Annotated in this window: 12 protein-coding genes; 4 read left to right on the top strand and 8 right to left on the bottom strand. The window is 36.9% G+C overall.

The window, feature by feature from the left end; all coding sequences use genetic code 11:
- The first annotated feature begins 3 nt into the window (after positions 1-3).
- Positions 4-1731: an adenine deaminase gene (ade, locus tag A5849_RS10615; protein WP_002343940.1), complete on the top strand. Its 1728-nt coding sequence runs from the start codon at positions 4-6 to the stop codon at positions 1729-1731.
- A gap of 108 nt (positions 1732-1839) precedes the next feature.
- Here the strand turns inward: ade and trmB are convergent, their stop codons facing one another.
- From trmB to A5849_RS10595, 4 genes are all read right to left on the bottom strand, one after another.
- Positions 1840-2502 (bottom strand): tRNA (guanosine(46)-N7)-methyltransferase TrmB, encoded by a 663-nt coding sequence (gene trmB / locus A5849_RS10610; protein ID WP_002309933.1) that lies wholly within the window; start codon positions 2500-2502, stop codon positions 1840-1842.
- A gap of 68 nt (positions 2503-2570) precedes the next feature.
- Complete coding sequence (locus A5849_RS10605; protein ID WP_002291341.1) at positions 2571-3353, bottom strand: phosphotransferase family protein; 783 nt, start codon at positions 3351-3353, stop codon at positions 2571-2573.
- Between the two features lie 203 nt (positions 3354-3556).
- Positions 3557-4768, bottom strand: coding sequence for an ABC transporter permease (locus A5849_RS10600; protein ID WP_002309932.1), 1212 nt, complete (start codon positions 4766-4768; stop codon positions 3557-3559).
- Positions 4761-5498: an ABC transporter ATP-binding protein gene (locus A5849_RS10595; RefSeq protein ID WP_002309930.1), complete on the bottom strand. Its 738-nt coding sequence runs from the start codon at positions 5496-5498 to the stop codon at positions 4761-4763. The genes A5849_RS10600 and A5849_RS10595 overlap by 8 nt, the downstream gene beginning before the upstream one ends.
- A gap of 137 nt (positions 5499-5635) precedes the next feature.
- Between A5849_RS10595 and A5849_RS10590 the strand changes: the two genes are divergently transcribed.
- The 3 genes from A5849_RS10590 to A5849_RS10580 all read left to right on the top strand — a co-directional run bounded on the left by A5849_RS10590 (position 5636) and on the right by A5849_RS10580 (position 7598).
- Positions 5636-6070: an HIT family protein gene (locus tag A5849_RS10590; RefSeq protein WP_002291337.1), complete on the top strand. Its 435-nt coding sequence runs from the start codon at positions 5636-5638 to the stop codon at positions 6068-6070.
- Positions 6063-6410 (top strand): YtxH domain-containing protein, encoded by a 348-nt coding sequence (locus A5849_RS10585; RefSeq protein ID WP_002309926.1) that lies wholly within the window; start codon positions 6063-6065, stop codon positions 6408-6410. The genes A5849_RS10590 and A5849_RS10585 overlap by 8 nt, the downstream gene beginning before the upstream one ends.
- A 177-nt stretch (positions 6411-6587) precedes the next feature.
- Positions 6588-7598, top strand: coding sequence for a peptidylprolyl isomerase (locus A5849_RS10580; protein ID WP_002316849.1), 1011 nt, complete (start codon positions 6588-6590; stop codon positions 7596-7598).
- A gap of 67 nt (positions 7599-7665) precedes the next feature.
- Here the strand turns inward: A5849_RS10580 and A5849_RS10575 are convergent, their stop codons facing one another.
- The 4 genes from A5849_RS10575 to A5849_RS10560 form a co-directional block, all read right to left on the bottom strand.
- Complete coding sequence (locus A5849_RS10575) at positions 7666-8610, bottom strand: 3'-5' exoribonuclease YhaM family protein (protein ID WP_002314163.1); 945 nt, start codon at positions 8608-8610, stop codon at positions 7666-7668.
- A complete protein-coding gene (locus A5849_RS10570; RefSeq protein ID WP_002343939.1) occupies positions 8594-11314 on the bottom strand; it encodes an AAA family ATPase in 2721 nt (906 codons plus the stop codon). The genes A5849_RS10575 and A5849_RS10570 overlap by 17 nt, the downstream gene beginning before the upstream one ends.
- Positions 11311-12531 carry a DNA repair exonuclease gene (locus A5849_RS10565; protein WP_002343938.1) on the bottom strand — a complete coding sequence of 407 codons (1221 nt, stop codon included), beginning with the start codon at positions 12529-12531 and terminating at the stop codon, positions 11311-11313. Before A5849_RS10565 ends, A5849_RS10570 begins: the two co-directional genes overlap by 4 nt.
- Positions 12532-12728: 197 nt before the next feature.
- Positions 12729-13574, bottom strand: a complete 846-nt coding sequence (locus tag A5849_RS10560; RefSeq protein WP_002314166.1) for a Cof-type HAD-IIB family hydrolase — start codon at positions 13572-13574, stop codon at positions 12729-12731.
- Positions 13575-13618: the final 44 nt, after the last annotated feature.

The following is a 13618-nucleotide window of genomic DNA, read 5'->3' as shown; positions in this document are numbered from 1 at the left end:
CCATTGGAATCAACATTAAAGAGATACATCGAAGTAGCAAGTAAAAAAAAGCCCGCTGATCTAGTAATCAAACAGGCTAAGATCGTCAATGTCTTTACGAAAGAGATCATGGAAAAAGATGTAGCGATTTACGAAGGAATGATTGTAGGGATTGGTGAATATGAAGGAAAAAGCGTACATAATGCTAAGGGGCAATATCTAGTACCAGGATTCATTGATGGACATGTGCATATTGAAAGTTCACTTTTATCACCAAGTGAATTTTCAAAAGTATCCTTGCTTCATGGAGTTACTACTGTAGTAACAGATCCCCACGAAATAGGAAACATCGCTGGGAGTACTGGTCTTCAATTTATGATAGAAGACGCAAGACAAACGCTTATGAATATTTTCTTTATGCTCCCTTCTTGTGTACCTGTCACTCCATTTGAGACAAATGGTGCAAATCTAAATGCCAAAAATCTAGCACCTTTTTTACAAAATCCCGAAGTTTTAGGCTTAGCTGAAGTCATGAACTATCAAGCAGTAGCAAATAATGAAGCAGATATCCTAGAAAAGATCCAATTGATGCACCAGCATAAGAAAAAGATTGACGGACATGCAGCTGGTATCGGCATGGAAGAATTAAATGTTTATCCCGCAGCTGGTATTCGGACGGATCATGAAGCTACAACTGCAAAAGAGGCTAAAGAACGTTTGGATCTTGGTATGTATTTAATGGTTCGAGAAGGGACCGTTGCAAAAGATCTGGCATCGCTACTACCGGCGATCACGCCTGATAATTCAAGAAGATGCTTCTTTGTCACCGATGATAAACTCATCAATGATTTAGTTAAAGAAGGATCAATTGACCATATCGTCCGTCAAGCTATTTCAATGGGAATTGATCCATTACAGGCAATCCAGATGGCAACATTGAATGCAGCAGAATGTTTTGATTTGAAAACACTAGGTGCGATTGCTCCTGGATATCAAGCTGATTTCTTCTTAACAGACGATCTTACCAAGCTGCCAATTCATGAAGTTTTCTATAAGGGAACATTGGTCGTCCAATCTGGTCAACTCGAAGACCATTTATTTGCTGATTATTCAAATCCATACATGTGCTGTCTACCAAACCTAAATGCTCAACCATTGCATCCTCGTTCGTTAGAGCTGCTTCTCCCTTCTTCACAAGCCCATGTGATCGAAATTATCCCGAATAGTCTCGTCACGAACGATTTGGTAGAAAAAGTGGACCGACAAGGCGAACGATTCATTCCTTCAATCGAAAAAGACCAATTAAAGATTGCGGTGATCGAGCGTCACCATCAAACCGGAAATATTGGGTTAGGCATCGTAAAAGGATTTCAGCTGAAACAAGGGGCGATAGCGACAACGATTGCTCATGACTCTCATAATCTAGTTGTCGTGGGGACAAATGATGAGGATATGCTGTATGCTGCTAATCTTTTGATTCAAAAAGGTGGCGGGATGACTGTTGTCAATAAACAGAAGGAAATGGCTTGTCTTCCTCTACCGATAGGCGGTATCATGACACAGGAACCTTTTTCGTTCGTCAATGAACAGCTGAATGAATTAATAGCTGAAACACATCAACTAGGGGCAGCTAAAACCTTTGATCCTTTTTTGACACTTTCTTTCTTAACATTATCTGTCATACCCGAATTGAAGATCACTGACAAAGGATTATTTTCATTCTCTCGATTCCAATTGATTCCACCTTGTTGAAAACCGAGGAAATAGGTATATCTTAAATCAAAAAAGTCCCAGAAAATGCACATGACAGATGTAATGTGTTTTCTGGGATTTATCTTTTTATGAAAGTAAAAAGTTCATTCACAGACTTTTCTTTTTGGTCTTATCTTGAAATTGAGCTTCTACTCGATAAATACGTTGACCTTTCGAAGAAAATTTTTCTTCATACTCCGTCATAATATTGCCTTCAAATTGACTTTGATGCAAATCCAACCATACCTGTTTGAGGATCATGCCATATTGAGAAAAACTTGCCAGCGAATACTCAAACAATCCTTGATTATCTGTTTTGAAGTGGATTTCTCCATTTGGGCGGAGGATCTGTTCATCTACAGCAAGAAAAGTTTTGTATGTCAAGCGCCGTTTTTCATGTCGTTTTTTCGGCCATGGATCAGAAAAATTCAGATAAATCTGATCTATTTCGCTGTCAGCGAAATATTCTGTCAATGCTGATCCATCCACATGCAGAAGCTTCAGGTTAGGAAGCGGTTGTTCAATCAACTTGTCTAATGCTATAGAAACAACACTTACTTGCATTTCTACTCCAATATAATTGATTTCAGGATGGGCTTTTGCCATTCCAGTAATGAACTGGCCTTTCCCCATTCCAATCTCAATGTGGATTGGATGATCGTTTCCAAACAATTCATTCCATTTCCCCTTCCACAATGTTGGATCACTAATTACAAAATTCGGGTGAGCCGCTAACATTTCCGCTGCTCCCGGACGATTTCGGACACGCATTATTTATCTCCATTCCTTTCTCTAATTAAAAAGGTCTGGCCAAATCTCCGCAGAGTTTGGGCCAAACCTCAGCCACTGAAAATTCGTTTTAATTGTAAAATTTCTTCGTTCATTCGTCGATGATCTTCACGTTTGCAGTATCTAGTGATTTCTTGGAGCAAATTCATGGCCGCATACCAGTGAAACTTTTCAAGCATTTCGTCAGTTGGACGTATGCCATAACTGATCAGCCATTGATTCCAACTGGATAGAGGCACATAATTCCCTAAAATCGTTGCAATATCTACCGCAGGGTCTGCAAACATGATTGAATCCCAATCCACGAGATATAAATAATTTTTACATACTAACCAATTTCGATGATTTACATCTCCATGCACCACTGATAGATTTTCCTTATCTATCGGCGGGATCTGCTCACGAAGAAATCGATGGACGATTTGCAGAAATTGATTTTTCTGGAGTTCTTCTGGTAATTCTTTTTCATATTTTTGCAACATCTTCTCCGGCGTCATAACACGTCCGCCGATACGGGTCAGCATGGTTTTAAGAGAATTTGAATGATGTAAATGGTACAAAACATCAATCACGTCATTTCTTTGACCAATCTCATTAGGAGTTAGCAAGCGGCCTTCTAGCCATTCTTGTGCTGTCAAGGTATCGCCATTCCCCGTTCGTTTTGTCCAAACAAGTTTTGGTGTAATTCCTTCCCTTGAAAGAGCAGCCAACATCGGAGTCGTGTTTCGTTTAATAAAGACTTTGTCTTCATCACGCATGCCTATGTATGTTTTTCCTGTATCGCCTTTGATGGGACGTAACCGCCACTCTTGGTCTAACTGAAACTCCATCATGCATTCTCCCGTCCTCTTACTCTTTGTTTTGCAGTACTTATTATTCTAGTCGCCTGATCACTACACGTCAAGCACATATACGTTCTTTTTCATTTATTTGCCATTCAAAAAACCGACTTTTCTCAAAAAAAATAGAACGAACAGCATTCTTACTGTCAACGCTCTATTTTTCATGTTCATTTTTATCCTACACAGCTTTGTTTTCAGTCTGACATCTTCTTCAAACGAGTTGGTACATATAGTTTAACAAAGAGACCCGTAACAATCAAATAAGCCGCTAGCGGAACCCATCGCTGCTGACCATCCAATACGACTGCAGCAATCAATCCAAAGATAACCGATGCGATAACTAATACCCATGTGAGCAGATACTGGATTGCTTGCTTCTTCTGATTCTCATGGATTGGATAAAGCTGAACGAGCACCATGTAACGGAACTGGCTCGCTAAAGGCAACAATTGGAAACCGATTAAATATAAAAATAAAGAACCGATTATCAGACTAAAATAAAAGTCGATCACTCCGAAAATCAATACCCCACCTATAATTACTAACCGGAAGTAAAGACCACTAAAATCAGAACCTCTTGCCAATCTTCTTGCAAACAAATAAAGATAAGTGTTTTTTGATTCTTTCTTAATATGAGTCAATATAGGATCCAAGTAGCGTCTTCTTTTTACTTTTGCCGTAATTTCGGGAACATCGGTGAATAAATTAATAAATTGATAGATTTGATGCAACCTTTGTTCTTCTACATGCACCATTTTCTCCCAATCCAATCCTTTTTCCTGTTGCTTCCACAAAAACCAGTAATATAGACTTGCCTGTACCAATGCACCTGCTACCCCTGCCCAGACTAGCCAATAAAATGAAAGAAGCAAAATGAGCATAGAAGAAAGTAACCAACCTGTTTTCCAATAACGAATGACCTGTTGATCTAGCCGAAACAATTCTGCTCGCTTAATTTGCAGATGACTGAATTTCAAACTCCATAATATAATCAGATAGACGAAAAACATCGAAAAGACTTGCTGAGTACTAACCACCACTAATGGCATAGCAAATCCGCATGCCAATATCAAAAGGATCATCGGAAAAATGCAAGAATAGCGAAAAGCTCGTTCCAAATAGGTCTGCATTTCTTTTTCTTTCGGAAGTAAAAAAACAATATCTGCTGCCTCCGCAAAAGTAGCCATCTTGCCTACAAATAAACAGAGCATCCAAAATACAGAGATTATCATTCCCCCAAGTGCAAAAGGCGGATGCAAGGTTTTCAACCAGCTAGAATAGTACAATCCCACGCCACCAATTAAGAAAAGACAAACTAAAACAAAATGATCGTTCAACACATAGCGCATATATTTCATCATTTTCTTTTGATGCCTTGCTAAACGTTTTTGAAAAAAACTACTCATGTGCCTGCTCCTTTGTTAAAGCGATATAGATTTCGTCCAAAGAAGAATCCGGCAGATGAAATTCTTTTCTCAACATCTCAAGGGTTCCATCTGCTCGTATCTCTCCGTTATGTAAGACCACAAAACGGTCACAGTATTTTTCTGCAGTAGCTAAAATATGCGTAGACATCAAAATACCGGCTCCTTCTTTTTTCATCTCTACCATCAATTCAAGCAGCGCATTGATAGCTAGTGGGTCCAATCCTAAGAATGGTTCGTCAATGATATATAAAGAAGGCTCGATCAAAAAGGCGCATAAGATCATCACTTTCTGCTTCATCCCTTTTGAAAAATTAGCCGGAAACCAGTCAAGGCGATTAGACAAACGGAAAGTCTCTAACAGCTTTTCAGCTCTTTTCATTGCTGTATCCATAGGTATATCATAGGCCATTGCAGTGACTTCGATATGTTCCCTCAAAGTCAATTCTTCATATAAAGAAGGCGTCTCTGGAATATACCCAATTTGTTTACGATATTCTTCTGTATTTTTCTTTAAAGATAGATGATTGATTTCTATCGTTCCCTTTGTAGCTTCCAACAGACCGATAATGTGCTTGATGGTTGTACTTTTCCCTGCTCCGTTCAGCCCAATCAATCCTACTATCTCTCCAGGCTGTACGTTGAAACTGATATCTTTTAACACAGGGAGATGGCCATACCCTCCTGTGACATGATCGATAATTAAACTCATTCTTTTTCCTCCGCCATTTATTTTTATTTATTATACCACGAAGAAAATGACGGTATTTTGTTTTTTTCCTTACAATGGCTTTAACTTATGGTAAAGTTAAGCTGAAGTATTTATTCTTTATGGAAAGGATGTTTTTTATGGAAAACTGTATTTTTTGCAAAATCATCAATCAAGAAATCCCAAGCTATAAAATTTATGAAGACGACAAAGTCTATGCTTTTTTAGACATTTCCCAAGCAACGAAAGGACACACGTTAGTTGTTCCTAAACGTCATGTAGCAGATATTTTTGAATATGATCCTGAACTTGCAGGAGAAGTTTTTTCACGTGTGCCTAAGATTGCTCAAGCATTAGAAAAAGCTTTTCCAGAAATGAAAGGTCTTAATATCTTGAATAACAACCGTGAATTAGCTTATCAATCTGTTTTTCATTCACATATCCATTTAGTTCCTCGCTATAGCAAAGAGGACGATTTTTCTATCCACTTTGGCAACCATCAAGACAGTTATGGACCAGAAGAACTAAAAGCTATTCAAGAAACAATCGTAAAGCAGGTGCATAGCGATGATTAAAAACTTTTTCAAAGGACTGCTATTCGGAGCTGCTGCTGGAACTGTCGGTGGTCTGCTATTTGCACCTAGGAGCGGGAACGAAACAAGAAAAAAACTGATTGAAGAACTGGAAGAAGCAACCACTCTGACAAACGATTTAAATAACAGCTTGGATCATTTTAAAAGCGCATTGATCGAGACAAAAGAAACAGCTGAATCTGTGATTCCCGCTTTCCAAGAAGCCATCAACAAAGATATCGAAAATTTTAAATTCCAAGCCGAACCACGTATCGCCCAAATCAATGAACAAGTAGAAAAACTAACAGCTGATCTGCCTGAGTATCCTGATCACATACAATAATGATCATTTTCTCAACAGATATGACTGTCTAATAGAGGAATAATTGCACATTTCCTAGGAATGTGATGAAATTTTGAATTTTGTTTGAAACTATCACGAGAACGCTTTTAAAGGGCATGGGGTATGGTATAGTTAATATATAAAAAATAATAACTAATTACAGGAGTGCAAACATTAATGAAAAAAAAATCAATTATTTTGGCAGCTACTAGTGCGTTGGCTGTTTTAACTCTAGCGGCTTGTTCAGGCGATACCAATAAAGATATCGCAACGATGAAAGGCGGAACGATCACTGTATCTGATTTCTACGATGAAGCAAAGCTCGAATCATCGAACCAATCATTAGTACAACGGATGATCATCTATAAAGTATTCAATAACAAATACGGCGATAAAGTAACAGATAAACAAGTGGATGCAGAATACGACAAACAAGCGAAATCTTTAGGTGATACTTTTGAATCACAATTAGAAACTGCTGGGTATACGAAAGATTCTTACAAAGAATATATCCGTAACAATCTAGCTTTTGAAGCTGGTTTGAAGGCTCATGTAGATATTACAGATGATGATTTGAAAACTGCTTGGGAATCTTTCCATCCAGAAGTAGAAGCACAAATCATCAAATTATCAAGTGAAGATGAAGCAAAAGATGTCAAAAAATCAGCGGACGATGGGGATGATTTCTCTAAATTAGCCGAAGACAAATCAACTGATTCAGAGACAAAAGAAGATGGCGGTAAAGTCAAATTCGACTCGACGACAACAACCATTCCTGCAGAAGTAAAAGAAGCAGCTTTCAAATTGAAAGACGGCGAAGTCTCTGACGTTATTACTGCAACAAATACTACTTCTTATGCAACAGAATACTATGTTGTCAAAATGGTGAAAAACCAAAATAAAGGCAACGACATGGATAAATACAAAGATCAATTAAAAGAAATCGCTACTGAAACAAAATTAAGTGACAATGCATTCACGACTAAAGTAATCGGTGAAGAATTAAAAGATGCAAATGTAAAAATCAAAGACGATGCCTTTGAAAATGTGTTGAGTGCATTCACAACAACTTCATCAGGTGCTAAAGACTCAAGTGAAGCCACATCTTCAACAAAGAGCTCTGACACAAAATCAACTGATTCAACAAAAGAATCTTCAACTGAAGAAACAACTGATTCATCAAAATAAAAGAAAACAAAAAAAGCGAAGACTTATGTCTCGCTTTTTTGTTTTGAATGAAAAAAATAAATTTTTGCTATAAATCTTTTGGTACATAGAAACTTCGGTTGTCCATACCAAAAATCCGATCTGTGTATTTTCCTGGTTCTGTTTGACGAATCGAAGTCAACATCATCTGCATGGAAGCATCAATATTGTCGATTTGATGTAATATTTCTGCTTCCATTATCCTTGGACGTACAGGTGAACCATATTCTAATAGGCCGTGATGTGCTAAAACCATATGACGTAATACGAGAACATCTTCGTCAGCTTCGTTGATTTTCAGCGCAAGACAGGCTTTAGTTATTTCTTCGTCAATCAATACCAAATGTCCGATTAAATTCCCTGCAAGCGTATATTCTGTCGACATAGGACCGGAAAGTTCGATCACCTTTCCTAAATCATGCAAAATGATACCCGCATATAATAATGGTCGATTCAACTCAGGATATTCATCGGCAATTGATTTTCCTAAGTGAAGCATTGTCAAAGTATGATAAGCTAATCCACTGGCAAATGCATGATGGTTTCTTTTGGCTGCCGGAAACTCAAAAAATTGTTTTTGGTATTTATTGAGTAGATAGCGAACGATCCGATTCCAATGCGCATTTGTGATTTCAAATAATAATTGATTGATTTCTTCTTCCATTTCTTCTTTCTTCAAAGGGGCTCTTTCCATGTATAAACTAGGTTCCCCTGGCTCATCCATCCTTGTTAAACGCATGTGAAGAATCTTTACTTGCGGGTTCCCTTGATAAACCTCTCTTTTACCGTTTAGAAAAACGACTGTGCCGGCTGTAAATTTATTGATTTCTTCTTCCGAAGCATCCCAGTACTTGCCATCGATAGTACCTGAAGTATCTTGGAAAGTAAAAGCAATAAATTTTTTTCCGTTTTTAGCGATTCTTACATCTGCACTTTTGATCAGGACAAATTGCTCAAACTGCTCATCGATTACTAAATCACGAATTTTTTTCATTATTTGCTCCTTCTAATTGTTTTACGGTTTGGTTCATCTCATGGTAATAGCTTACCATTTCTTTATCAGAAGAAAAACAAATTATTTGATACTTTTCTCCAAATTTAGCTAAAAGTTCAGCTAATTGATACTTTCGCTGATGATCATAATGAAGCCAGCCATCATCTATGATGATCGGGCATATCGAACGATTGGCTTCTAACGAGAGGTAAGCAAACCTCATCGCCATTATCAGCTGATCTTTCGTACCTGTAGACAACTCATAGATTGGAAAGTCTGTATATCCGTCTGTTAAAGTCAGTGTATCGTTTTTCAGTAATATCTTCTGATAATTTCCTTTTGTTAAAATACCTAAATAATCACCCGCTGCTTTTAACAACTGTGGTAATTGTCTTTCACTCATCTCTGTTGAAAGATCGCCTAAGAATGTTCCGGCGATTTCAAATGCGCCCCATTCCTCCAGCAATTCCTGCAATTTTGCTTTTTGTCGGCTAGCTTGTTGATAGAGTTCGTCCAATGTGCCGTCTCTTTGCAGCTCTTCTACTTGAAGTTGGAGTCGTTGCCGATTTTCACTTGCTTCTTTTTCTTCTTGCTGGAGTTGGCCTTGTTTTTCTTTCAGTTGCCGCAGTCTTACAGATAATTTCTCTTTCGTCAGTTCTTCAGGAAACAGTGGACGAAGCATTTCTGACAGTTCATTGTATCTTTTCATCTGCTGTTCGGCTTGTTTGGCTTTTTGTAAAAAGACAGGTACTTCCGAAGGATAAGATAATCCAGCTTGGCTCAATTGTTCGCTGTATTCTTGTACCCATACTTTTTGTTTCTTTTTCAATTGATTGATTTCTTGCTTCAATAAAGTATTTTGCTGATAGCTTCTGGCAAATTTCATCTGTTCCATTTCTTGGATAAAACGGGAAAGCATAGCCATTTTTTCTGAGATCGTCTTATCTTGTATGGGTAGCCATTCTTTAACAAACTCAAATTTCTGATCGATCTGTTGTAGTTTTTCTTGGATTTCCTGCTCTCTTTTATGTTTCCGCACAAATACGCCATACAATTTCTGATAATCTATGACTTCTTGCCCATATTCTTTCATGAGTTTGAGTGTATCCATCTTTCCTAAGTGCCGATGATCAGCAAAACGATATACTTCTTGCTGAAGAATCTGTTTTTCTTCTTCTATTCTCTTTTGTTTTTCTTCTGCTTCTGCTAATTGGGCTAAAGCTAAATCAAGCTGACCTAGTTTTTCTTGCCACATTCCTTTTATTTCTGAGAAATCATTTTTAGTTTTGACCTTTGGTTGCTGTTTGTAGAAGAAATAGCCAATCATGCCTGCACCAATTAGTAAAAGGATCACTTTTAAGGGCATTGGAACAAATATACCTGCAATGATTATTGCTCCGCTAGCAATTAGCATATAGGGTTTAGATGAAGGGGTTGGTGCTATCTCTGACTGATTTTGTAATAATGCTGGATAAGTCTCTTCCAACTCATTCACTTCTGCTTCGATCATTTTTTGCTGTTCTTTAGCTATCTGGAGACGCACAGAAATCTGGCTTTCTAGATCAGCAATCCTTCTTTCTTCAGCCAGAAGATTCTTCCACTCTTCTTCATATAAAAATTCTTCCGGTAACGGATTTTTCTGCCACTGCCATCTTTGTTCCAAGATTTTCAATTCTGAATTTGTTTCTCTAGTCTCTATTTGAAGTCTTTGCCATTCTTCGCTTAATTGTTCCGTTGTAAACTGGAGTTGTTGGAGGTCTTTTAGTTCTTGCTCCTGCTCTAAATAAAAATAATATCTAGCTGACTGCTGATCCATCCCGCTATGCTTTTCCAGAGTTGCTTCTAATTCTTCTAAACGCTCATTTGTTTGCTGATACCGTTTGGAAAAAGACTCCAGATCAAGAAGAAGTTGTTCATCAGGAAGACCTGTAGCGATGTTTTTTTTGAGGGATTGCCATTCTTCATATAAAGAAAAATTGAGTTCTTGCTGTCTGGCTAGTGCAAATTGCTTATTCGCCTCATTTAGTTGTTCCAGTAACTGTTGCTGTTGCGACTCGTATTCCTGTTCTTGTTGGATCAACTTGCCAAAATAAGCTTCCTGTTCTTGTTTTAGATGGATTTTCTCTTGAAGCTCTTTCCATTCATTTAATTTTTGATTGATCAGCAGTTTTTGGCCTTTTTTCTTGAATAACTGTTGTGCTTTCTGATAATATTCTTGTCTTTTTTGGAATACTTGAGAACTGCCCGTAATTCCTAAAGAAATCAGTGCATCATGTAGCTCTTTTTCTCTCAAGTGATCTAGTTCCATCAACTGTTCTTGCTGGAAAGTAAATACCTGCTGGAATAACTCTTTCGTCAAAGGTGCAATCAGTTTTTCTAGTAATTCATCACTTCCAACTTGATTCCCCAGCCATACCTTCGATTTTCCACGATTTTGCTGTTTATAGCGTTCGACAGCAAACTCACCGTATATAGGATGTTTAAGCCATATTTTGCCACCATAGGCTGAGCCGTCTTTTGGTGTATAATCCTTTTTTTTGCGACCTTTTGAAGGGAATCCAAATAAGATGGCTTGGATAAATTGATAAATCGTTGATTTTCCTGCTTCATTTCCCCCATAGATCAGCTGATTGCCTGAATAAAAATCAAAACTTTTTTGACGCCATTTTCCAAAAGCAGCAATCTCGATCCTTAAAATCTTCATTCCTGATCCTCCTCAAATAAAAAATCTTGATTAAGTAGCTGCTTGGCTTTTTCAAGTGTTTCTTCTTGATATTCCGGCAGTTCGCTCAATATTTTAGCCGCTTCTTGGTGGCTATATACTTCATTTAAAATTTGTTGGAAGTCTTGAGGTGTCTGATAGTATTGAAATAGCTGTTCCATCAATTTAGCAGAAGCAGCAAGTGGAATCTTCGTATAAAAAGTATCCTCCATGAGAGAAATACGCCAAATAAATAAATCCCTTATCCTATCTGAAAATTCCTCTAACAGATAATCTAATAACTCTCCTGATTGTATTCGCTCTAGAACATCTGTATTGAGATGGTCATAATCTTTTAATTTTATCTCAATTAAACTAAATCCATCCTCTACTTTTGAAAGTTGCTGACGAATATGAACAATGACCTCTTTTGTCGTCCTCGCTTGCCTCAATGATATTTCCTTTGTCTTCCAATAGACCTCTGCTACTTTAATCGGATGTATTTGACAACTTCCTTTACTTAATTCAACAAGTAGAATGGATGTAGAAGTTTGTTCTTTTTTAGTGTGACCTTGAGGCGCACCTGGATAAACGATGGTTTGCTTTTCATTTAAAACTGTTGGCACATGGATATGCCCCAAAGCCCAATAATCGTATCCTTTTTCTTGCATTTTTGAAGGTTGGAAAGGGGCATAGTTCCTTTTTTGCGAGGTACCAGGTTCCCCATGATACAAACCAATATGGTAATCTGTGAGTTCTCTAGAAGGAAATTCCATCACTTTGTCTTTTTGAATCCATGGTTGTCGATAACTGAATCCACTGAGAGAGACAGTTTCTCCACTTTTTATCGTTATTTTTTTTGTCTCTACCGTTTCGGATGTAAATAAATGGACATTTTTAGGAAAGGAGAACCAATACCGCTCTTTTTGATAGAAATCATGATTTCCGAATATTATAAATACAGGTATATGATTTTTTTCTAACCGTTTCATCTGTTCTGAAAAATGTTTCTGTATTTTTAATGAAGGACGATTTTGATGAAAATTATCTCCTGCAAGTAAAACAAAATCAACGTTATTTATTATTGCCTGTTCAATGATATTTGATAAAACGGTCAGATTCGTCTTCAATAGTTTTTCCTGTACAGTTTTATCTAGAGTTGTCAGTCCTTCAAATGACCGATCCATATGTAAATCTGCCGCATGGATAAATTTCACCATTAAAAATTCCCTCCTCTTTTTCTTTTATCATACCATTTTCAATGTTTTTTTTCATCAATAACCGAAAATTTGTTCGTATTATGTAAAGAAATTACGATAAATAGTCGGCTTCAAAAAATGAGTTTATTCGAAAAAAGATTGTGACATGATTTTTGTCACAATCCTAAATATTTATATTCTATACTCCCTAAATTAGTTTATATGGTAAGAATTCTTTCAAAAGCTTGAGATACTCCGTCTTTATCGTTTGAAACGGTAATATAATCAGCTTTTTTCATGATCTCTTGATGACTATTTCCCATTGCAAAACTAATATTTGCACTCTCAAACATAGATAAGTCATTTAAACTATCCCCGATCGCGATTCTCAAAGGTTTTTTTAAATTGTAGATTGATTCCAAACGATCAAACACCGTGCCTTTAGATACATTTTGAGGCACGATCTCAATGTTTACAGGTGCTGATTCAGTAACAGTCACATTTAGCATCTTTTTCAAACGGTTAAATATATTCGCTTTCAATTGACGATTGGGAATAAAAATAAAAAATTTGTAAATGCTGATATCATCCTTTTCTATAATTTCCTCAATATTATTATAAGGAATAGAGCAAATAGATTTTTCATACTCAAGCTCATAGTTCAACTCCTTGACAGAAAATTCACTGCCTACCTCGTGAAAGATTTTTTTCATTTTATTTTTATAGTTCTGCGATTCATAACTTCCGAGATTCGTATATATTTTAGTTGGAAATTTCGATATGACAGAATCAATTTTTTTTACATCCTTTTTATCGAAAAAAGACTCAAATATTTTTTTTTCTCCATCAAATCCAACAGAACCATTTAATCCTACTGCTGGAACCATTAAACCAGATTTTTTGAGAATATTATTAATGTCTTCTACTTCTCTTCCAGAACAAATGAATGGAAAACAGTCTTTAGGTAAATGTTGCATTGTTCTTGCATTTTTTTGACTAATGCTCTGGTCAGAATTCAAAAGAGTACCGTCTAAATCTATACCAATTAGTTTCATTTTATCCATGTCTCCTATACGTTAATTATACATTCACTACTGATTATAAGTCT

This window comes from Enterococcus sp. 10F3_DIV0382 (assembly GCF_002140245.1).
Taxonomy (GTDB): Bacteria; Bacillota; Bacilli; order Lactobacillales; family Enterococcaceae; genus Enterococcus_B; species Enterococcus_B lactis.
Note: the sequence above shows the minus strand (reverse complement) of the source record. Positions and strands in the feature narration are given on the sequence as shown.